Source organism: Pelagovum sp. HNIBRBA483 (assembly GCF_040931995.1).
Lineage (GTDB): Bacteria > Pseudomonadota > Alphaproteobacteria > Rhodobacterales > Rhodobacteraceae > JAEPMR01.
On sequence record NZ_CP162412.1, the window covers coordinates 1,848,732 to 1,868,713 of the forward strand.

Here is a 19,982-nt window from a genome sequence, read left to right on the forward strand (position 1 = left end):
CGCTGCGGGCCGTAGTCATAAAGCGGAATTCAAAGAGAATTAGCCAACCAGTTCGAGACCGGAGAAGAAGAATGCGATCTCTTCTTTCGCGGTTTCCGGTGCGTCGGAGCCGTGTACGGAGTTTTCGCCAACCGACTCGGCAAATTCAGCGCGGACAGTGCCGGGTGCCGCATCAGCCGGATTGGTTGCGCCCATGACTTCGCGATTCTTCGCGATAGCGCCTTCACCTTCAAGCACCTGCACAACAACTGGAGCCGACGCCATGAACTCGCACAGCTCGCCGTAGAACGGGCGCTCAGCGTGAACGGCGTAGAACTGGCCAGCCTGTGCCGGCGTCAGTTGGATGCGCTTCTGTGCCACGATGCGCAGGCCAGCGTCTTCGAATTTTGCGTTGATCTTGCCAGTCAGGTTACGCTTCGTTGCGTCCGGCTTGATGATGGAGAGTGTGCGTTCAATCGCCATGTCGTTCCTCTAGTGCTTTGGGCCAGAGCCCGGTGAAATTTGGCGCTGCCCTAGCACGCGCCCTACTCTTTGAAAAGGTGCGATTGACGCGACTGCTGGCTTGGTGCAAGCACATCCAATGCTTAGAATTTCTGGAATATCCTACTCGATTGACGGGCGCCCATTGCTGGAAGACGCCTCCGCGACCATTCCCACCGGCCACAAGGTCGGCTTGGTAGGGCGCAATGGAACCGGCAAAACAACACTTTTTCGCCTGATCCGTGGTGAGTTAACCCTCGATAGCGGCTCAATCGAAATTCCAAGAGGCTGGAAGATCGGCGGCGTGAGTCAGGAAGTGCCGGGGAACGAGGTATCTCTGCTCAACACCGTTCTTGCTGCTGATACCGAGCGCGCGGCGCTGCTCACCGAACAAACAGAAGACCCCAATCGCATTGCCGAGATCCAGACCCGTCTGGCAGACATTGATGCATGGTCTGCCGAGGCACGGGCAAGCGCGATTTTACGCGGACTGGGCTTCACCCATGACGAGCAACATATGCCTTGCTCGGCCTTTTCCGGCGGTTGGCGGATGCGCGTCGCGCTTGCAGCGGTACTCTTTTCCGAACCCGATTTGCTCCTCTTGGACGAACCAACCAACTATCTCGACCTCGAAGGCGCATTGTGGCTCGAAAGCTATCTGGTCAAGTATCCACACACCGTCCTGATTGTGAGCCACGACAGAGCGCTGCTCAACCGCTCGGTTGGCGGGATTCTGCATCTCGAAGACCTCAAACTGACGTTCTACACCGGCGTTTATGACCAATTCGCCCGCCAACGCGCCGAAACACGCGCACTCATTGCGCAAGCGGCCAAGAAGCAGGAAGCACAACGCGCGCACCTTCAATCCTTTGTTGATCGCTTCAGGGCCAAAGCCACCAAGGCAAAGCAGGCGCAAAGCCGTGTAAAGATGCTTGAAAAGATGGAGACGATCCGCATGCCCGAAGATGCGGCAAGGACAGTCTTCAGCTTTCCATCACCCGAGGAACTCTCGCCTCCGATCCTCGCGACAGAAGACGCCCGAGCGGGGTACGGCTCCCATATAGTGCTCGACAGGCTCGATCTCCGCATCGACCAGGACGACCGCATTGCTCTGTTGGGGCGGAACGGAGAAGGTAAATCAACGCTCGCCAAGCTGCTTTCGAACCGGCTTCCATCGCTAACAGGGACGATCACCCGTTCCTCGAAGCTGCGTATCGGCTTTTTTGCGCAGCATCAGGTTGATGAACTGAGAGTTGAGGAAACGCCCCTCCAACACCTCCAGCGGGAGCGGCCGGCAGAAGCCCAGTCGAAGCTTCGCGCGCGATTGGCGGGTTTTGGATTGCTCGCAGCTCAAGCGGAGACAGAGGTAGGGCGTTTGTCAGGTGGCCAAAAAGCGCGCCTGTCTCTCTTGCTTGCAACACTCGATGCGCCGCACCTGCTTATCCTTGACGAACCGACCAACCACCTTGACATCGAAAGCAGAGAGGCGCTTGTCGAAGCACTTAATGCGTACCGCGGCGCGGTTATTCTTGTGAGCCACGACTTGCACCTCCTTGCACACGTCGCTGACCGCCTCTGGTTGGTGAAAGACGGACGGGTCACGCCATACGACGACGATCTCGACACCTATCGCCGGATGCTCCTCTCGCAGGACAAGCGGGAACAAAAAAAGCAGGCACCTAAACCCAAGACCGAGAAACCCTCGCGCGACGCTATCCTTTCCCTACGATCAGAGGTCCGCAAATGCGAGGAGCGGGTCAACAAGATCACAGAGATGCGTGAAAAACTCTCTAAGAAACTCGCGATGCCCGAGCTGTATGAAGAGAGCCGTTCCGGAGAACTGGAAACCTGGAATCGGAAATACGCAGAAGTGGTGGAAGGGCTGGAGCGCGCAGAAGCACTTTGGATAAAAGCACTCGAAAAGCTCGAATACGCGGAACAACAACTCTGAGGAAGTTCTGGATAATCCGAGCCGAATAGGAGACAAAGCGGGATGGAAACCGCAATGATCATCACCGCTTTCACGACACTTCTCGTTGTCATTGATCCGATCGGGCTAATGCCCGTGTTCCTTGCACTGACCCAAGGCGCCACGCCGGCTGCCCGTCGTCGCATCGCCATTCATGCTTGCTTCACGGCGGCTCTGATCCTTTTGGGCTTTGCAATGCTCGGTGAGGAATTGCTCGGCTTCATCGGTATCTCCATGCCTGCCTTCCGCATTGCAGGTGGCGTACTCCTGTTTCTGACTGCGCTCGACATGCTCTTCGAGCGGCGCCAAAAGCGTCGCAAATCTCAAACCGAAGAAAGTGAGGAAGAAGCCAGCGATGATCCCTCGATCTTCCCACTGGCTATACCGCTCATCGCGGGACCGGGTGCGATTGCCTCAATCATCCTGCTGACGGGACAAACATCATCGCCCCTTGGATTGGCATCTGTACTCGGCGTGATGCTGGCGGTGATCGGGCTTGTATTCGCCTTCTTTATGGCCGCCGGCTATCTTGAAAAGCTGCTTGGCAAGACGGGCATCACCGTCGCAACCCGCCTTCTGGGCATGTTGCTGGCGGCGCTTTCCGTACAGTTCATTCTGGACGGTTTGGCCTCATTCGGCTTCGTGAACTAACCCTGCGTCGATTCAATGACAACAGACCAATTCGCGCGCCTCGCCTACCTTGGCCTCCTCCTTATCGCTATCGTTGGGTCGCTTTTCCTTCAAAGTCGGTCACAGCGCTCCAAAATGCTCCAACAAGCAACGATCTGGGGTCTGATTTTCGTCGGCGTGATCGGCGCGGTCGGTCTTTGGAATGACATAAGGCGTGACGTCTTTCTGACCTATGAAGTCAGTCCAAAAGGCGAGATTATCGTTCCACGACAGAGCGACGGTCATTTTCATCTGATCGCTGAAGTCAACGGAACCCCAATTGAGTTCATCCTCGACACAGGCGCAAGTCAGATCGTCCTTTCCAAGAAAGATGCGTTGAACGCAGGAATTGAAACCGCGGAATTGGTCTTTTCCAGCACGGCACTTACCGCGAATGGGACCGTCCGAACCGCGCCTATCCGGCTTGACGCATTCGAAATCGGTCCGTTCTTTCAGGAGAACGTGAGGGCCGTCGTAAACGCAGGAGAACTTGATATCTCCTTGCTCGGAATGGATCTTCTCAACAGGTTCAGCAGCATCGAAATACGAGACGGGTCGCTGTTTCTACGGCTCTGATTTGCTTTCGGCTTTCATTGTCCATCGGCCTCCCTCTTGCCCCCAATACTGCGCGCTGCATCCATCAGCGACCAGTTGCTTCCACTGACCACGCGCGGCTTGTAGCGCCTCCGGATCCGCACCGTCGAAAATCACACAAGCACGTTCCAGCGCCATCACCTCAGACGCCGACAGCGGCGCGCCTTCAACGCACATCACGCAGTCAAATTCCCCCTCGGAAGGCACCGCGCCTTGTTCACACGCGCCGGTAAGCAAAATCGGCTGGTCGTCGTCTTGTGTGCTGCCTGAAATTCCATGCGGCAAAAAATTCTCGGGTGCCCCACCCCAAAGCATCCGGTCAATCAACCTGGCCTTATCCAAAGAGCCGGAACGGACTTCGATGCGCCATTCGTTGGCCCGCGCCCGCTCCAAAAGAGCGGGCAAGGTCGCCTCGAGCGGTTTCTCTGTCAGGTGATAGAAAAACACTGCCCCCATGTAGAACCCTCTCGTTTGTCCACCGCGCCAAAACTTGCCTGCCATCGACCCATGATCGAAGATACAGGTTCAATACATCGGCACCATAAGGTACTGTCACCCCGTCTGCCAGACGAGACTATGAGGGGGAACCGGTGCCGCGATTCGACAGATATTTATTGTCGCAATATGTGGCGGTATTTGGGGTTTCCGCGCTGATCCTCATTCTCGTCTATTGGGTCAATCAGGCCGTTCGTCTTTTTGATCAGCTGATCGCCAATGGTGAGAGCGCCAGCGTCTTTTTTGAATTCACAGCGCTATCTCTGCCGACAGTGATGCAGATTGTTCTGCCAATTGCATCATTTGTCGCCAGCCTTTTCGTAACCAACCGGCTCATAAATGAATCCGAATTGGTAGTCGTGCAGGCGACAGGGTATTCGCCTTACCGTCTCGCACGACCTGTGGCGCTCTTTGGCATCCTAGTGATGCTGATGATGGGCATTTTGATGCATTGGCTCTCACCTGCCGCCAATCGCGCGCTCGCCACGCGGAGCGTCGAGGTCAGCCAAAACATTTCAGCGCGATTACTCACCGAAGGTCGTTTCGTTTCTCCATCTCCCGGGATCACATTCTACATTCGCGAAATTACCTCAGATGGAAGGCTGCTTGATATATTCCTCTCTGATAATCGTGCCGCAGATCAGAGCATGATCTATACTGCCGGCAGCGCCTACCTTGTGCGTGGGTCCGCTGATTCAACCAACCTGATCATGCTAGACGGGCTGGTGCAGTATTTTGACACCGACAATCGCAGCCTATTCACCACCCGTTTCCGCGAATTTGCTTACGATCTAAAGGGGCTTCTCCCCGATAGCACAACGCCACAGCGATCGGCGGCACAGCTGTCGACCTTAGAGCTGCTCTCAGCGGACGAAGGGCTCTCTGCCGAAACTGGCCAAACATCTGCTTTCCTGATGGCCGAGGCCCATAATCGAAACGTACAGGCTCTTATGGCTTTCGTCGGCGCAATGCTGGGCTTTTCATCGCTCCTCACCGTCCGATTCAGCCGGTTCGGAGTATGGCCACAGATCGGTCATGCGCTCATATTCGTCGTACTGATCAAACTGGCAGAAACAACCGGCGGGCAGTTGGCCCGCCAGACCTTGGGATATTGGCCGGCCGCTTACTTACCAATCTTTTTCGGGGCGGCAGTTATAGTCGTGCAATTGATGCGCCTTGCACATCCAAACTGGTTTCAACTTCGCAGGAGTGTATCAGCGTGATCCTCCAGCTGTATTTGGCCAAACGGTTCACTTTTGCTTTCCTGGGTGTTTGGGGGGCCTTCTTCGTCGTGAACGGCCTCTTGGACATGGTCGAGCAATTGCGCCGTTTCGGAGGGAGTGACAGCAGCCTCTCTGAAGTCATAATACTGAGTGCGCTGAATATGCCGGGCGTTATGTACCAACTCCTTCCGCTTGTTCTGATCCTGAGCACCATTTTGTGCTTTCTGTCGCTGTCGCGAAATTCGGAACTTGTCATCATCCGCGCATCGGGGAAATCAACGGCACGCATGCTTTTTGCACCGGTGATGGCAACAATACTTATCTCTTTGCTTGCGGTCGCAGTCCTGAACCCGATCGTTGCGGCCACTTCCCGAGCCTATGAAAGCAAGACAACAGCGCTAAGCGAAGAGGCCAGCACCTTGGCAATTTCCGAAGACGGTCTTTGGCTCCGTCAAGGTGGCGAAGCCCAAACTGTCATTCGTGCTCAGTCCAGTAATTTGGATGGCACATTGCTTGGTTCGGTCACCTTCCTACAATCATCGCCAACATCGGGTGTGACAGAACGCATTGAGGCTGAAAAAGCCGAGCTGATCGACGGCGCCTGGCGCATGTCGGGCGTGAAGATTTGGCAGTTAGTCGACAGCACAAATCCAGAAAAAACAGCGCTGACATTGCCAAGCTACGAAATACCATCAACCCTAACTGCGGACGAAATCAGGGACAGCTTCGGCGAGCCGTCTTCCATTTCGATCTGGGATCTACCGGCATTCATTGAAAACCTACGCCTCGCGGGTTTCGCGGCGCGGCGTCACTTGGTCTGGTTTCACAGTGAACTTTCGCAACCAATCATGTTCCTTACAATGGTGATCCTCGGAGCGGCATTTAGCATGCGGTTTCAGCGTGGCGGCGGAACGACATTTCGGGTGATGACAGCAATTTTGCTGGGCTTTGCATTCTATTTCATTCGGAACTTTTCCATGTTGCTGGGCGAAAGCGGCCAAATACCTTCAATCCTCTCGGCATGGGCGCCTCCCCTCGCTGGTTTGGCATTCGCGTTGGCCATTCTTCTGCAATTGGAGGACGGATGATCCGCGCATTATGGATAGGTCTATTCGTCCTTCTTGGGTATGTTTCGGCAGCTGCCGCCCAAGACAGAGCCGCTCTGCTGGCAGATACAATATCTGTGGAGCCAGGCCCTAGGCTTGTTGCCAGCGGAAATGTCGAAGTCTTTTTTGAGGGGACCCGCCTTTCAGCCGACAGGATCATTTTTGATCGCAGGTCTGAGCGCCTGATCGTTGATGGACCGATCTTCATCGCCGATGCAGCGGGCAATGTGATCAACGCAACCCGAGCAACCTTGGACGCCAGATTGGAATTTGGCCTCCTGGAAGGCGCACGCGCCTTGTTGGATAGGCGTCTGCAACTCGCCTCCGACACTGTCGCCAAAGCCGGTCGAATGACCCAATTTGACCGCGTTGCCGCAACGTCGTGCGCAGTGTGCGGAAATCAAGCGCCTCTCTGGTCGATCGAGGCTGCCCGCGTCACTCATAATGAAACCGAAAGTCGGCTCTATTTCGAGGACGCGCGGCTGCTGCTACGCGGTTTACCCATCTTTTGGCTACCAAGAATGCGTATGCCCGATCCCACCGTCCGGCGTGCAAGTGGGTTTCTCGTCCCTGAAATTCGGACCTCAGACCTTCTGGGGATCGGTATCCGAATACCCTATTTCGTCGAATTTGGAGCCTCTCGGGACATATTGCTAACGCCCTATTCATCCCCCGTCACCAAGACGCTGGAAGCACGATATCGCCAAGCCTTTTTGAGGGGCGAGATTCAGATCGATGCGGCAGCAAGTTCAGACACCATCAGACCCGATACCATGCGCGCCTATCTGTTCGGTAAAGGGCGCTTCGATATTCTTCGAGATACCGAACTGCGGTTCGACGCCGAATTCGTTAGCGACAAGGCATATCTGCTTGAGTACGGATTCTCGGATCGAGATCGACTGGACAGCTCGATCGCATTCAATTCGGTAACAGAGGCGAGGCTCGCCCAAGGTGAGGTTACCTTCTATCAAACACTGCGGAGCGACGAAACGAACCTCAGCCTGCCCCCTTTGCTGACCGAATTCTCGTATATTCGCGAATTTGACGCTGCCGACATGGGGGTCGTCACTTTTTCATCTGGTGTCGATGCCCATTTCCGCTTCGATCGGGCTACAGGCGATCAGGGCCGCGACGTCGTTCGTGTCGGATCGGCACTATCGTGGGAAAAAGATTGGGATACCCGCACCGGCGTGCTCCTGAACGCGACGGGCCAGATCGCCGCTGACGGCTACTACACGCAACAAGATATATCCAACAATGGTTTGGCATGGCGCATCGCGCCATCTACGGGCCTGACGCTCCGCTGGCCATTCCAGCGGAGTACATCGAATGGTACTCATCAGGTTTTCGAACCAATTATTGGGCTTGCATGGTCCACAACCTCCACCAACGGCACGATCGTCAATGAAGACAGCACCCGCGTCGAACTTGATCAGGCGAATCTTTTCGCCCTGGACCGCTTTCCCGGCGATGATCGCAAGGAAACCGGCGCGCGCGCTGCAATTGGCGCGACTTGGACGAGCATTGCACCAAGCGGGCGCTCCACGCGCATCACCGCAGGGCGAATCTACCACAGCGAACCATTATCATTCGCACAAAGCACCGGCTTAAACTCATCGCCATCCAGCTGGCTCATCGCGGCCCAACTGGAATTTGCAGGCGGCCTTGGCGCTGAGCTGAGAAACATCCTCGATGACGATTTCGAAAGCTCCCTCTCAGAAGCGCGTGCGACATGGAACAACGACTGGATGGACCTGAGCGCTTCCTACATTTGGCTCGAAGCGGATCCGCAAAGGGATCGCCTCTCCTCGATCTGGGAATGGACTGTCGCGAGCGAGTTCCAAATAAACGACCGTTGGCGAGCGGGCCTTGGTGCCCGCTACGATGTCGTAAGCCAATCACCAGCACGAGCGAACGCTTCACTTGGCTGGCAAAATGAATGCGTCGATGTAGAGCTTTCTGCCTCGCGTCGGTTTACGTCTTCAACTACTGTGCAGCCATCGACCGACTACCAATTGACCGTGCGGCTACTTGGCTTTGCGGCAAATGAAGGCAATAGTGCTCAAGCGCGATCCTGCCGGAACTAGGACAACGAATACATGACTGCTGTGCACCGCTTCTTTCTGATCATCTTCAGCATCAGCTTGCCAACCATTATGATGGCGCAATCGCTGTTCTCTCCGGCAATCACGGTGAATGACGATGTCATAACCTATTACGAGCTGGACCAACGCGAGAAGCTCCTGGCCGCATTTGGAACACCGGGCGACCTTCAGGAGCTTGCCCAGCAACAACTCATCGACGAAAGCCTGAAACTCTCGGAATTGTCCCGTCGGGGGTTGTCACTGACAGATGCAGGTTTTGAGAGAGCGCTAGCGGATTTCCTCGCGCGCAATGAAACCACCGAAAACGACCTTTACCGTGAGCTGGCCGCTGCCGGTGTCGATAGCCAGACCTTCCGAGACTTCCTCTACGCGAACTCAGCATGGCGCGACTTTGTTCGCCAAACCTATGCGGGGCGTATCGAGATTTCCCCCGAAGATATCGACCGTGTGCTTGGACAGCGCTCTGACTCCGCGACAAAAATTCAGGTACTCCTGTCCGAAATAATTTTGGCTGCGCCACCTGAACGAATGGAAGAGGCGATGGATGTGGCTCAACAGATAGCCAACCTCCCAAGCCAGGAAGCGTTTGAAGACGCCGCGCGTCAGGTGTCTGCACTGCCTTCACGCGCAAACGGAGGTCGGCTTGATTGGGTCGATCTTGATAACTACCCACCTGCCCTCCGCGGCCTCATGCTCGGCCTGAAACCAGGAGAGATATCCGATCCGCTGCCAATCCCTAATGGTGTCGCGCTATTTCAATTGCGCGGCCTGAGAGAGGTTGAGCGGGTGTCGAGCGCAGGCGGAGCTATTGAGTTTGCAACACTCTTCTTGCCCGATGCCATCTCCGGCAAAGCGGCAGAGAATGCGCGTTCAATCGCCCGCGGCATCGACACATGTGACGATCTTTACGGAATTGCGCGCGATATGCCCGAAGAAGCACTGGAGAGGGAAATTCTTCCCGTACGCTCTATTCCCCAAGATATCGCGATCGAACTCGCGAAACTGGATCCCGATGAAATCTCGACATCGCTTCGCACCGACGATGGTGACACGCTCATCTTCTTGATGCTTTGCGCCCGCCTGTCTGAACCAAGCGCACTCGAAGAAGACCGTGTTGCGGTGGGCAATGAACTGCGTTCTGCGCGTCTCAGCGGTTATGCAGATGCCCTTCTTGCAAACCTTCGCGCATCGGCGACGATCACTATCGAATGACCGTCGCCATTTCATGCGGCGAGCCAGCGGGCATTGGGCCGGAGATCGCGTCGGCGGCTTGGAAGCACCTCCGCTCAAAGATACCGATGTTATGGATAGGTGATCCTCTTCACCTCCCCGCAGATCTGCCTACAGTTCGGGTGCATGAGGCCCAAGACGCAGCCGCTCTATCTGAGAACGCGTTGCCGGTGCTGGCTCTTGACATGGCCCCGCCAAGGACGCCGGGGACACCCGTTGCTGCCCACGCAAAGGGCGTGATCGAATCGATTGAAATTGGGGCGAAATTAGCAAAGTCGGGCGCATGCACCGCACTCTGCACTTCTCCCATTCACAAACAGGCACTGGCCGAAGGTGCCGGTTTTCGCTTTCCCGGTCATACGGAGTTCCTCTGCGAACTGGATAATAAAGACCATGTCGTGATGATGCTGGCTTGTCCCGAGCTGCGCGTCGTGCCAACCACGATCCACATCCCAATCAGTGACGTACCAAAACGCTTCACAGCAGAGCTTTTGGAGCGCACCATCCAGCAAACGATATCCGCTCTCAGAACCGAATTTGGCATTAGAACGCCCCGCATCTCCGTCGCTGGATTGAACCCCCATGCCGGTGAAGGTGGCCGTATGGGGAGGGAAGAATTGGAAGTCATGCTTCCGGTGATTGAACGACTGCGCAGCGAGGGACTATCTATAAACGGACCATTGTCGGCGGATACGATGTTTCATCCCATCGCTCGCAAGAGCTACGACGCAGCAATTTGCGCCTATCACGATCAAGCGTTGATCCCGATCAAGACGCTCGATTTCTCGGGCGGTGTGAATATCACGCTGGGGCTTGATTTTGTCCGCACATCGCCCGATCACGGAACCGCTTTTGATATTGCGGGCAAGGGACTTGCGGACCCAACTTCAATGATTGCAGCCATTGCGATGGCGTGGGAAATGGGAAACAACAGGCAGAAGCGATGAGCCAAATTGACCAAATCCCACCTCTAAGAGACGTGATCGCGACGCATAACCTTTCCGCGAAAAAATCTCTTGGGCAGAACTTTCTGCTCGATCTCAATCTCACCGCCAAGATTGCGCGTCAGGCGGGTGACCTCGCGTCCAGCGATATTCTAGAAATCGGCCCCGGCCCCGGCGGCCTCACGCGCGGCCTTCTCGCCGAAGGCGCCCGCCGCGTCCTCGCGATTGAGAAGGACGCCCGCTGCATACCCGCATTGGAAGAAATCGCCGCGCATTACCCTGATCGTCTACAGATCATCAACGGCGATGCGCTTGAGGTGGATCCCCTCGCCCATCTCACCCCACCGATCAAGGTCGCAGCCAACCTCCCCTATAACGTTGGCACCGAATTGCTCGTTCGATGGCTTACACCAGCACAATGGCCTCCGTTCTGGAGCTCCCTGACATTGATGTTCCAAAAGGAAGTTGCGCAACGCATCGTCGCAGAGCCAGGCAGTAAGGCTTATGGGCGGCTCGCTGTCCTTGCCCAATGGCGCAGTACGGCCCGCATAGTGCTTGATCTGCCGCCACAAGCCTTCACACCACCGCCGAAGGTATCGTCCGCAGTTGTCCATCTCGAAGCGCTTCCAGAGCCCCGATATCCCGCCGATCCACACATGCTTTCGAAAGTGGTCGCCGCCGCCTTCAACCAGCGGCGCAAGATGCTCAGGTCATCCTTGAAATCCGTATCACCGGATATTGAGGCGCATCTCAAAAATGCCGACATCATGCCGACAGACCGCGCGGAGCAAATATCGCTCGCACAATTCTGCGCCTTAGCCCGCAGCCTTAAGGCCGCTGACAGCCGCCCCTAATAGACTATTCTGAAGCTTGCGGTTCCTCAGCCGGTGCAACCTCTGGCCCGTCTTGAGATGAGGATTCACTCTTAGGCGCACGCGGCTTCCGAGCGCGCGGCTTTTTTGGCTTAGGTTGGCTTTCTGGTGTTTCCACCAACGTGCTGTCGCCGTTCTCCGGCTCGGCATTCTGCTGGTCCGCGGGCTGTTGTGATGTGCCTTCCGAACCGTTTGCAACGGCTTCCTGCGCCTTAAGGCGTTCGGCCCGTTCGCGATCGCGTTCGGCCTGACGGCGGCGGTTCTCTTCTTCCTGCTCTTCGCGGGCCTTATCCATCTCGCGCTGAGCCTCTGCCAACATGCGCAGGTAATGTTCGGCATGCTGAGCAAAGTTCTCGGCGGCGACACGGTCGCCAGAAAGCTGAGCGTCGCGATGCAATTGGTTGTACTTGTCGATAATTTGCTGCGGCGTACCGCGCACTTTCCCGTCCGGGCCGGAACTATCAAAGACCCGATTTATGATGTTACCACCAGACGGGCGATTGTTGCGGTTCTTGCCCCGCGAACGTGACTTGGATGATCTCATGAAAGTGCTTTCGTTCGGCCTGTGATTCAGTTGCGCTGAGGTCCCTGTACGCTCCTGCGTACACTGATAGACTAAGTTCTCTTGGCGACGCACCGTGGGAGGTTGCCCTCACCAAGCGGTAGACATGACTAATCATGTAAGAAACAGGTGAGCAAGCGCAAATTGCCCAGCAGCAGCGTTTTCAGCGCGATTTTTTCGATAATTGAAGCAATTTACCCATCATTTGCCGGCATTTCGCCAACAACGACGCGATCTTTGCTATCCAGATCGGGGATAATACTGACGTTCTCAAATCCGACGAAGTCCAGCAGCTCGGCAACCGCCCTGCCCTGAGTGTGACCGACCTCCAGCATCAGGCGGCCGCCTGGCATCAAAAGCGGCGGCACCATTTCGCAAATTGCCCGATAAGCTCCCAAGCCGTCACCGCCATCGGTTAGCGCATGGTATGGCTCCCAGTCGCGCACCTCGGGCGCAAGCCCGCTCATCTCGGCCAATGCAATATATGGCGGGTTGGAAACGACGAGGTCAAAATGGCCTGCAATATTAGCGGTCCAGTCGCTTACCAGAATTTCTGCACGCTCTGCCACACCATGGCGGTGGGCATTTTTGCCTGCGATCATGCAAGCCTCAGGCGAGATATCAGCCCCAACGCCACGCGCCTCAGGCATTTCGCACAAAAGGCTCACCAATATACATCCTGAACCTGTGCCCAAATCCAATACTCGACGAAAGCGTTTCTGGAGCGCAATCTCGACCAGAATCTCAGTTTCCGGCCGTGGATCAAGAACATCTTTGCTAACGAGAAAATCGCGGCCATAAAAACTGCGCGACCCGATGATATGGCTTACTGGCTCCCGATTAACACGCCGCGCTATTGCATTAGTAAAACGATCTTTCGCCTCCTCGGAGACGGGGGCAGGCAAACAAAGCGTCAGCCTTCCTGCCTCAACGCCCAAAGCATACGACAAAAGGCGCCGTGCATCCCGCGCCGGATCATCAATACCTACGCCCTTCAATTGTTGGACCGCTTCAACCAGTAACTGCGTGCCTGTCCGAGGCATTAGCCTTCCATCTCGGCCAGAAGCGTCGCTTGCGCGTCCTCGGTTAGCGCATCAATAATGTCATCCAGATCGCCCTGCATAACCTGATCCAGCTTATAAAGCGTAAGGTTGATGCGGTGATCCGTCAGGCGTCCCTGGGGAAAGTTATATGTGCGAATACGTTCGCTGCGATCCCCGCTCCCAACTTGCATCTTCCGGTCCGCAGAACGCTCGTCATGCGCGCGTTGTCGCTCCATGTCATAGAGCCGCGTCTTCAAGACCTGCATGGCAATCTCACGATTGCGATGCTGGGATTTTTCCGAGCTCGTCACCACGATGCCCGTCGGGATATGCGTAATGCGTACCGCTGAGTCGGTGGTGTTGACATGCTGCCCACCAGCACCGGACGCGCGCATCGTATCGACGCGGATCTCACTTGGATCAATCGCGATATCAACATCTTCGGCTTCTGGTAAAACCGCCACCGTGGCGGCCGATGTGTGAACACGCCCACCGCTTTCCGTCGCAGGAACGCGCTGCACCCGATGCACACCACTTTCGTATTTCAGGCGGGCAAACACGCCGGTCCCTGCGACACGCACAACAACTTCCTTGATGCCTCCGAGCTCGGTCGCCTGTTCTTCGAGGATTTCAAACTTCCAACCGTTCGCTTCCGAATACCGCTGGTACATACGCAGCAAATCCCCCGCGAACAGTGCAGCTTCTTCACCGCCGGTCCCCGGCCGAATTTCAATCAAAGCGGGGCGGTTATCAGCGGCATCTTTCGGCAGAAGCGCAAGCCGCACCTCATTTTCGGCCGCCTCAAGATCTTCGCGCAATGATGGCAGCTCCTCCTGCGCCAAAGCACGCATTTCCGGATCATCCATCATGGCCTCAGCATCAGCAATATCAGAAACGATCCGGCGATAACCCATCACCGTTTCAACAACCGGTTTCAACTCGGCATATTCCCGGCTGACATCGGCGATTTCCGAGCCACTCAAAGAGGTTGATAGTTTCGCTTCCAAAAACTGGAATCGCTGGACAATTTGTTCAAGCTTCTCGGCAGGTATCATGCATTTCCATTCCCCTATACGGACCTATTGGTCAAGAGGCTGCACATCACTCACCAGCTGGGTAATCCACGCATCAACACGCCGCTTGTTAACCCCGAGGTCCCCTCCACCAAACCGCAATCGCGCCAAAATAACGGGCGCGCTTCCGCCATTTCTTAGCTCAACGGCAACGGTGGTATAATCGGGAAAGCCGATCCACTTCGTCCGCGTTACATAGGTGATACGCCCCTCGTCAGCACTTCCGGCCAATTGACGTGTTCTCGGCCACTGCATGGCAATCACGTCAATTCTCTCAAGCAATTCAGCAGGTTCCAGCGCAAACGTCGGGCCAGGGTTGAGCAGGTAACCAGCACCGCCGGGATCATTCGCAGTCGACGGGTCAATGTGCCAGCGCGCCGGATCGCTTGGGGCCAGCCGCACATAGGCCAAGAACAGCGCCGCCGATAAAAACAGCAATACCAAAAACAGCTTCATTCTTCGCCCTCAACCTACGTTTGGGCGGAAGGTAGCCTCCAAATGGGCAAAGTCGAGCGAGTTCAAACCCCCGGCAAAACGCATAACATTTCATAGAGCAGATTTGCTGCCGTCAGCGCCGTATTGCCACTCGGATCATATGGCGGCGATACCTCCACCAAGTCACAACCAACGAGATTAACGCCGCGCAAACCTCTGATCAGCTGCAGGGCCTGTGGGGGCGTTAGACCAGCAATTTCCGGCGTTCCAGTGCCAGGCGCATAGGCTGGATCGAGGCTATCAATATCAAAACTCAGATATACTGGGCGATCACCCAAGCTGTTACGGATCTGTTCAGCGAGGGGGCGCAAAGATTGCTGCCAAATCGTATCGCAGGTCACAACATTGAAGCCCCACCCAAGCGCTTCGTCAAAATCCTGCGCTGAATAGCCGGTCCCCCTGAGGCCAATCTGCCAAACATGCTCAGGTTGCAGCAGGCCCTCTTCATAGGCGCGGCGAAAAGGGGTCCCGTGCGCGATGGTTTCACCAAACATCCGGTCGTTGATATCCGCGTGCGCGTCAACGTGCACTAAGGCGACAGGTCCATGCTTTGCCGCTGCCGCCCGCAAAACGGGCAGCGTCAACGTGTGATCGCCGCCCATCGTCATTGGCTTCACACCTGCCCCGAACACGCGAGAAAGATGTGTCTCAATCCGCAGGACGCTATCCTTGAGATCAAATGTATTGATCGCGACATCCCCAATATCACCGCAATTCAGCGCATCAAAAGGCGCCGCGCCTGTACCCATATTATAGGGTCGGATCATCGCGCTCTCGGCGCGGATCGCTTTTGGCCCGAACCGTGTCCCCGACCGCCATGATGCACCGATATCCATCGGAACACCCAGAAAGGCGACATCCAGCGCATCTAGATCTTCGCTGGCGGGCAGCCGCATGAAAGTGTTCGGCCCACCAAAGCGCGGCATCTCGTTGCCGCCGAGCGGTTGATTGAACATCACGTCGCCTTTCGGTTCCAAAGCGCGAGGCAGCACAGGTCCAGCGCAATATGCGCACCCGCAATCGCCGTCGCACCCGTCGTATCAAAAGGAGGCGACACTTCAACAATGTCACCGCCGACGAGATTAATTCCTGCAAGGTCGCGCAAGATGGCCGCGGCCTGCCAGCTTGCCAAACCACCCCAAACCGGCGTGCCCGTCCCCGGGGCAAATGCGGGATCCAAAGCATCAATATCAAACGTGATATAACATGGCCGGTCCCCGACCCGCGCCTTGACCTGCTCAGCAACCCACAGTGCTCCTTTCTCGTGCGCGCTGCGGGCGTCAATATAGGGCATACCGCAATAATCAGCACATTCAGTTCTGATACCGATCTGAAGCGAATGTTCCGTATCAACAATCCCCTGCTTCACCGCTTTGTACATGAACGTTCCGTGATCAATGCGCTCGGGGTCATCGTCGGGCCAAAGATCAGAATGCGCATCAAACTGGATGACGGCGATTGGGCCAAATTTCTCGGCGTAGGCCCGCAGGATTGGCAGCGTGATGGAATGATCTCCACCGAGTGTCACCGTACCGACACCCGCAGCGAGAATGCCGCCGATATGCTGCTCGATAAGGCGTGGCACCTCGCTGACCTTCGCGTAGTCAAAGGCCATATCTCCATAATCGGTGATGGCAAATTCGCTCATAGGGTCAAAACCCCAGCCAAAAGGCGGGTCGCAGGGAAGTAACGCGGAAGCTTCCCTAATAGCCCGCGGGCCAAAGCGTGTGCCCGGGCGATTAGTGACCGCCTGATCAAAAGGGATACCCGTTACCACCAGATCAACCCCTGCCAACTCTTTACTATACCGGCGGCGGAGGAACGATGGCGCCCCTCCAAACACGTTTTCGTAACTCAGCCCCTTCGCATCTTTGCGCGTAAAAGCGTCATCTATTTGCCGCGAAGCATCCTCGAGCGCCATATCTCATCTCCAAAAATTTGATCAAATTTACGACATCGCCTGAAGACGTCAAGCAGGAGGTTGCAGTCTCTCGACCAACCGCGCGAAGAAAGACGCCCCGATTGGTGCTACCTCGTCGTTGAAATCAAACTTTGGATGGTGGCATGACGGCCCAATCCCCTGACCGAGGAACAAATACGCACCGGGCCGCGCTTCAAGCATGTAGGAGAAATCTTCCGCGCCCATTTCGGGGCGAATATCCGTGCGAACACGGTTTTCTCCAACAATCTCCACTGCCACCTTTGCAGCTTTTTCGACCTGAGCCGCATGGTTCACCGTGGCCGGATAGTTGCGTTCAAAATCGAGCTTACAGGTCACGCCAAAAGTCTTCTCAATACCTTCGACGATTTCGCGGATGCGCTTCTCAGCTAAATCTCTCATTTCTGGCGAGAATGTCCGCACAGTGCCGCCCAACGTCGCCTCATCGGGAATAACATTATTCGCGCTTCCTGCATGAATCTTCGTGACAGAGATCACAAGCTGATCCAGCGCAGACGCATTCCGGCTTACAACACTCTGCAAAGCAGTCACCATCGCAGTCGCGGCAACAATCGGGTCGACGCATTCCTCCGGATAGGCCGCGTGCCCACCGACGCCTGAAATTCGCACATCAAAATCGTCAACGGCTGCCATAAGCGGGCCAACGCGGGTTTCCAAATTCCCCGCCTCAGCAAACGGATCGGTATGCAGCGCATAAACCTCGGAAATGTCAAAACGCTCCATGATTCCTTCTTCGACCATGATCTGCGCACCGCCAATTGTTTCCTCGGCGGGCTGGAAAATCAAAGCCACCCTGCCGGCAAAATTCCTTGTTTCTGAAAGGTATCGCGCAGCGCCAAGCAGCATCGTCGTATGACCATCGTGCCCGCAAGCATGCATCCGCCCTTCAACCTGCGAACTCCACTCCGCGCCGGTTTCTTCATCCATCGGGAGCGCGTCCATATCGGCCCTGAGTCCGATTGTTGGCCCGTACCCTTTGCCGTTAATGATGGCTACAACACCGCTCTCGGCGATCCCTGTGAAAATTTCAACAACGCCAAATTCTTCGAGCCGCTCTTTGACGAATTTCGCCGTTTCGTGGCAGTCCAGGCTCAGTTCCGGATGTTGATGGAGATAGCGCCTCCACCCTTTCATATCGTCTGCGAATTCGGCAATTCGATTGATGATCGCCATGGGTTGGCCTTCCGTCACTGACACAATACGCTCACACAAAATCGCAAACACCGGATAGACGCAATGGATCGAGCAGCTTCAGACAAAATCGTTCACAATCCCAACGGAGGAATGCCGCGATTGTTGGAGATCATGCGGCGCTTACGCGATCCGGAAAGCGGCTGCCCTTGGGATATCGAGCAGGATTTCTCCACCGTAGCGCCCTACACGATCGAAGAAGCCTACGAGGTTGCAGATGCGATCGAGCGCCAGTCATGGGACGAACTTCGTTCCGAGCTGGGTGATCTGCTCTTTCAATCGGTCTTTCATGCCCAGATGGCAGAAGAAAAGGGACTGTTTTCGTTCAACGATATCGCAGACGGCATGTCCGATAAAATGGTGGCGCGTCATCCCCATGTCTTTGGCAACGAGAGCCGCGAAAAATCTCCAGAGCAACAAACCCGGGACTGGGAGCAGATCAAGGCCCAAGAGCGCGCAGCGAAAGCGGAAAATCGCACCTTAGACGGCGTTGCCCTTGGCCTGCCCGCGTTGATGCGCGCCGTTAAACTGCAAAAACGCGCCGCGCGCGTTGGGTTCGACTGGCCGTCTACCGATCAAGTTATCGCAAAGATCATCGAAGAAGCCGAGGAACTGGTCGAAGCGCGCGCGCACATAGGCCAAGACGCCATCGAGGAGGAATTCGGCGATCTGCTCTTCGTGGTTGCCAACCTTGCCCGCCATCTGAAAATTGATCCGGAAGCCGCGTTGAGATCAGCAAACGCGAAATTCACCCGCCGTTTCGCGGCTGTCGAAGACGCGCTTTCAGAACGCGGAAAGCGCCCCGAACACAGCTCTTTAGAGGAAATGGACGCCCTCTGGGACGCGGTGAAACTTCAGGAAAAAAGTTAGAGATTCTTTTCCGATAAAAAAAATCAGGTATTGACCTGACTAAAAAAGTCAGATTTATCGAACTCCATCAAACCAATGGAGTTTACAATGAGCATGCGCACCCTCTTCCTTGCTTCTGCTGCAACAATCGTCGCCGCACCGGCTATCGCGGATGTGAATATCTACACCGCCCGCCAGCCCGAGCTGATCCAACCTGTCATGGACGCGTTCACCGAATCTACCGGCATCAGCGTGAATCTCGCCTATGTCGAAGACGGAATCGTTGAGCGCTTGAAGGCCGAGGGCCGGCGCTCCCCTGCCGATCTCGTGATGACCGTCGACATCGCAAACCTGAAGCAAATCGTTGACGCCGATGTCGTCCAGCCAGTTGACAGCGACGTTCTCAGCGCCGCCATCCCTACCGAACTGCGTTCAGACGAAAACCTCTGGTTCGGCCTGACAACCCGCGCCCGAATCGTCTACGCCTCCAAGGAGCGTGTCGCCGATGGTGAAGTAACGACCTACGAAGACCTCGCATCCGACAAATGGGAAGGACGCATCTGCACCCGCTCCGGCCTTCATAATTACAATCTCGCGCTCACCTCAGCGATGATTGCCCACCATGGCGAAGACTATGCCCGCGACTGGGCAGCAGGCGTCAGAGAAAACCTCGCCCGCAAACCCGAAGGTAACGACCGCGCTCAGGTCAAAGCGATTTGGGCCGGCGAATGCGATATCAGCCTTGGCAACACCTATTACATGGGGCTGATGCTCGGGAACGAAGACCAACGCGCTTGGGCGGACAGCGTTCGCATTATCTTCCCGACCTTCGAAAACGGCGGCACGCACGTCAACGTATCAGGCGCCGCGATGACGAAGGCCGCCCCGAACCGCGACGAAGCGCTAGAATTGATGGAATTCCTTGTCTCACCCGCCGCGCAAGCGATCTATGCAGAACTGAACAACGAATACCCCGTGTTAGAGGGTGCAGCAGTGTCTGAGCTGGTCGCTGCTTGGGGTAGCTTCGAAGCCGACACGACCGACCTCTCCGCAATTGCGTCCGAACGTCCGAACGCCCTTCGCGTTATGGAAGAAGTGAACTTCGACGGCTAAATCATTGAT

At 55.9% G+C, this 19,982-nt stretch carries 20 protein-coding genes; 11 read left to right on the plus strand and 9 right to left on the minus strand.

Annotated elements, in window-relative coordinates:
* Positions 1-39: 39 nt before the first annotated feature.
* A complete protein-coding gene (ndk, locus tag AB1E42_RS09140; RefSeq protein WP_368343939.1) occupies positions 40-462 on the minus strand; it encodes a nucleoside-diphosphate kinase in 423 nt (140 codons plus the stop codon).
* A 118-nt stretch (positions 463-580) separates the two neighbouring features.
* On the opposite strand from ndk, the gene AB1E42_RS09145 reads away from it, so the two are divergent.
* The 3 genes from AB1E42_RS09145 to AB1E42_RS09155 are packed head-to-tail and all read left to right on the plus strand — an operon-like array spanning position 581 to position 3,694.
* A complete protein-coding gene (locus AB1E42_RS09145; RefSeq protein ID WP_368343940.1) occupies positions 581-2,431 on the plus strand; it encodes an ABC-F family ATP-binding cassette domain-containing protein in 1,851 nt (616 codons plus the stop codon).
* 42 nt (positions 2,432-2,473) lie between these two features.
* Positions 2,474-3,100, plus strand: a complete 627-nt coding sequence (locus AB1E42_RS09150; RefSeq protein WP_368343941.1) for a MarC family protein — start codon at positions 2,474-2,476, stop codon at positions 3,098-3,100.
* A gap of 15 nt (positions 3,101-3,115) precedes the next feature.
* Positions 3,116-3,694 (plus strand): TIGR02281 family clan AA aspartic protease, encoded by a 579-nt coding sequence (locus AB1E42_RS09155; RefSeq protein ID WP_368343942.1) that lies wholly within the window; start codon positions 3,116-3,118, stop codon positions 3,692-3,694.
* Here AB1E42_RS09155 and AB1E42_RS09160 read toward each other — a convergent pair.
* On the minus strand, positions 3,683-4,168 hold the full coding sequence (locus AB1E42_RS09160) for a DNA polymerase III subunit chi (RefSeq protein WP_368343943.1): 486 nt from the start codon (positions 4,166-4,168) through the stop codon (positions 3,683-3,685). The two genes, AB1E42_RS09155 and AB1E42_RS09160, sit on opposite strands and share 12 nt — an antisense overlap.
* Positions 4,169-4,302: 134 nt before the next feature.
* Here AB1E42_RS09160 and lptF point away from each other — a divergent pair, with 134 nt between their 5' ends.
* Genes lptF through rsmA form a run of 6 tightly spaced genes read left to right on the plus strand, consistent with a single transcriptional unit; the run spans position 4,303 to position 11,669 of the window.
* Complete coding sequence (gene lptF, locus AB1E42_RS09165) at positions 4,303-5,430, plus strand: LPS export ABC transporter permease LptF (RefSeq protein ID WP_368343944.1); 1,128 nt, start codon at positions 4,303-4,305, stop codon at positions 5,428-5,430.
* On the plus strand, positions 5,427-6,518 hold the full coding sequence (gene lptG, locus AB1E42_RS09170; RefSeq protein ID WP_368343945.1) for an LPS export ABC transporter permease LptG: 1,092 nt from the start codon (positions 5,427-5,429) through the stop codon (positions 6,516-6,518). The genes lptF and lptG overlap by 4 nt, the downstream gene beginning before the upstream one ends.
* Positions 6,515-8,623 (plus strand): LPS-assembly protein LptD, encoded by a 2,109-nt coding sequence (locus AB1E42_RS09175; protein ID WP_368343946.1) that lies wholly within the window; start codon positions 6,515-6,517, stop codon positions 8,621-8,623. The genes lptG and AB1E42_RS09175 overlap by 4 nt, the downstream gene beginning before the upstream one ends.
* A gap of 12 nt (positions 8,624-8,635) precedes the next feature.
* Entirely contained in the window at positions 8,636-9,853 is a 1,218-nt protein-coding gene (locus AB1E42_RS09180) for a peptidylprolyl isomerase (RefSeq protein WP_368343947.1), read from the plus strand.
* Positions 9,850-10,818: a 4-hydroxythreonine-4-phosphate dehydrogenase PdxA gene (gene pdxA / locus AB1E42_RS09185; RefSeq protein WP_368343948.1), complete on the plus strand. Its 969-nt coding sequence runs from the start codon at positions 9,850-9,852 to the stop codon at positions 10,816-10,818. The genes AB1E42_RS09180 and pdxA overlap by 4 nt, the downstream gene beginning before the upstream one ends.
* Positions 10,815-11,669, plus strand: a complete 855-nt coding sequence (gene rsmA, locus AB1E42_RS09190; protein ID WP_368343949.1) for a 16S rRNA (adenine(1518)-N(6)/adenine(1519)-N(6))-dimethyltransferase RsmA — start codon at positions 10,815-10,817, stop codon at positions 11,667-11,669. Before pdxA ends, rsmA begins: the two co-directional genes overlap by 4 nt.
* A 4-nt stretch (positions 11,670-11,673) precedes the next feature.
* Here the strand turns inward: rsmA and AB1E42_RS09195 are convergent, their stop codons facing one another.
* The 7 genes from AB1E42_RS09195 to AB1E42_RS09225 form a co-directional block, all read right to left on the minus strand.
* Positions 11,674-12,231 carry a DUF4167 domain-containing protein gene (locus tag AB1E42_RS09195; protein ID WP_368343950.1) on the minus strand — a complete coding sequence of 186 codons (558 nt, stop codon included), beginning with the start codon at positions 12,229-12,231 and terminating at the stop codon, positions 11,674-11,676.
* A 212-nt stretch (positions 12,232-12,443) separates the two neighbouring features.
* Complete coding sequence (gene prmC, locus AB1E42_RS09200) at positions 12,444-13,292, minus strand: peptide chain release factor N(5)-glutamine methyltransferase (protein ID WP_368343951.1); 849 nt, start codon at positions 13,290-13,292, stop codon at positions 12,444-12,446.
* A complete protein-coding gene (gene prfA / locus AB1E42_RS09205) occupies positions 13,292-14,347 on the minus strand; it encodes a peptide chain release factor 1 (protein ID WP_368343952.1) in 1,056 nt (351 codons plus the stop codon). The genes prmC and prfA overlap by 1 nt, the downstream gene beginning before the upstream one ends.
* 24 nt (positions 14,348-14,371) lie before the next feature.
* On the minus strand, positions 14,372-14,821 hold the full coding sequence (locus tag AB1E42_RS09210; protein ID WP_368343953.1) for a DUF1499 domain-containing protein: 450 nt from the start codon (positions 14,819-14,821) through the stop codon (positions 14,372-14,374).
* Positions 14,822-14,883: 62 nt separating this feature from the next.
* On the minus strand, positions 14,884-15,816 hold the full coding sequence (gene speB, locus AB1E42_RS09215; protein WP_368343954.1) for an agmatinase: 933 nt from the start codon (positions 15,814-15,816) through the stop codon (positions 14,884-14,886).
* Positions 15,816-16,781, minus strand: coding sequence for an agmatinase (gene speB, locus AB1E42_RS09220; RefSeq protein ID WP_368343955.1), 966 nt, complete (start codon positions 16,779-16,781; stop codon positions 15,816-15,818). Before speB (AB1E42_RS09220) ends, speB (AB1E42_RS09215) begins: the two co-directional genes overlap by 1 nt.
* A gap of 48 nt (positions 16,782-16,829) precedes the next feature.
* Positions 16,830-17,993, minus strand: a complete 1,164-nt coding sequence (locus AB1E42_RS09225) for a M20 aminoacylase family protein (protein ID WP_368343956.1) — start codon at positions 17,991-17,993, stop codon at positions 16,830-16,832.
* Between the two features lie 111 nt (positions 17,994-18,104).
* Here AB1E42_RS09225 and mazG point away from each other — a divergent pair, with 111 nt between their 5' ends.
* Together mazG and AB1E42_RS09235 are read left to right on the plus strand one after the other, a co-directional pair.
* A complete protein-coding gene (gene mazG / locus AB1E42_RS09230; RefSeq protein ID WP_368343957.1) occupies positions 18,105-18,881 on the plus strand; it encodes a nucleoside triphosphate pyrophosphohydrolase in 777 nt (258 codons plus the stop codon).
* An 87-nt stretch (positions 18,882-18,968) separates the two neighbouring features.
* Positions 18,969-19,973 carry a Fe(3+) ABC transporter substrate-binding protein gene (locus tag AB1E42_RS09235; RefSeq protein WP_368343958.1) on the plus strand — a complete coding sequence of 335 codons (1,005 nt, stop codon included), beginning with the start codon at positions 18,969-18,971 and terminating at the stop codon, positions 19,971-19,973.
* Positions 19,974-19,982 lie beyond the last annotated feature (9 nt).

Excerpts from the sequence above, each read along its gene's own strand:
- ndk (WP_368343939.1), bottom strand. The coding sequence starts at position 462 with ATGGCGATTGAACGCACACTCTCCATCATCAAGCCGGACGCAACGAAG.
- AB1E42_RS09145 (WP_368343940.1), top strand. The coding sequence starts at position 581 with ATGCTTAGAATTTCTGGAATATCCTACTCGATTGACGGGCGCCCATTG.
- AB1E42_RS09150 (WP_368343941.1), top strand. The coding sequence starts at position 2,474 with ATGGAAACCGCAATGATCATCACCGCTTTCACGACACTTCTCGTTGTC.
- AB1E42_RS09155 (WP_368343942.1), top strand. The coding sequence starts at position 3,116 with ATGACAACAGACCAATTCGCGCGCCTCGCCTACCTTGGCCTCCTCCTT.
- AB1E42_RS09160 (WP_368343943.1), bottom strand. The coding sequence starts at position 4,168 with ATGGGGGCAGTGTTTTTCTATCACCTGACAGAGAAACCGCTCGAGGCG.
- AB1E42_RS09175 (WP_368343946.1), top strand. The coding sequence starts at position 6,515 with ATGATCCGCGCATTATGGATAGGTCTATTCGTCCTTCTTGGGTATGTT.
- AB1E42_RS09180 (WP_368343947.1), top strand. The coding sequence starts at position 8,636 with ATGACTGCTGTGCACCGCTTCTTTCTGATCATCTTCAGCATCAGCTTG.
- pdxA (WP_368343948.1), top strand. The coding sequence starts at position 9,850 with ATGACCGTCGCCATTTCATGCGGCGAGCCAGCGGGCATTGGGCCGGAG.
- rsmA (WP_368343949.1), top strand. The coding sequence starts at position 10,815 with ATGAGCCAAATTGACCAAATCCCACCTCTAAGAGACGTGATCGCGACG.
- AB1E42_RS09195 (WP_368343950.1), bottom strand. The coding sequence starts at position 12,231 with ATGAGATCATCCAAGTCACGTTCGCGGGGCAAGAACCGCAACAATCGC.
- prmC (WP_368343951.1), bottom strand. The coding sequence starts at position 13,292 with ATGCCTCGGACAGGCACGCAGTTACTGGTTGAAGCGGTCCAACAATTG.
- prfA (WP_368343952.1), bottom strand. The coding sequence starts at position 14,347 with ATGATACCTGCCGAGAAGCTTGAACAAATTGTCCAGCGATTCCAGTTT.
- AB1E42_RS09210 (WP_368343953.1), bottom strand. The coding sequence starts at position 14,821 with ATGAAGCTGTTTTTGGTATTGCTGTTTTTATCGGCGGCGCTGTTCTTG.
- speB (WP_368343954.1), bottom strand. The coding sequence starts at position 15,816 with ATGTTCAATCAACCGCTCGGCGGCAACGAGATGCCGCGCTTTGGTGGG.
- speB (WP_368343955.1), bottom strand. The coding sequence starts at position 16,781 with ATGGCGCTCGAGGATGCTTCGCGGCAAATAGATGACGCTTTTACGCGC.
- AB1E42_RS09225 (WP_368343956.1), bottom strand. The coding sequence starts at position 17,993 with ATGGCGATCATCAATCGAATTGCCGAATTCGCAGACGATATGAAAGGG.
- mazG (WP_368343957.1), top strand. The coding sequence starts at position 18,105 with ATGCCGCGATTGTTGGAGATCATGCGGCGCTTACGCGATCCGGAAAGC.
- AB1E42_RS09235 (WP_368343958.1), top strand. The coding sequence starts at position 18,969 with ATGAGCATGCGCACCCTCTTCCTTGCTTCTGCTGCAACAATCGTCGCC.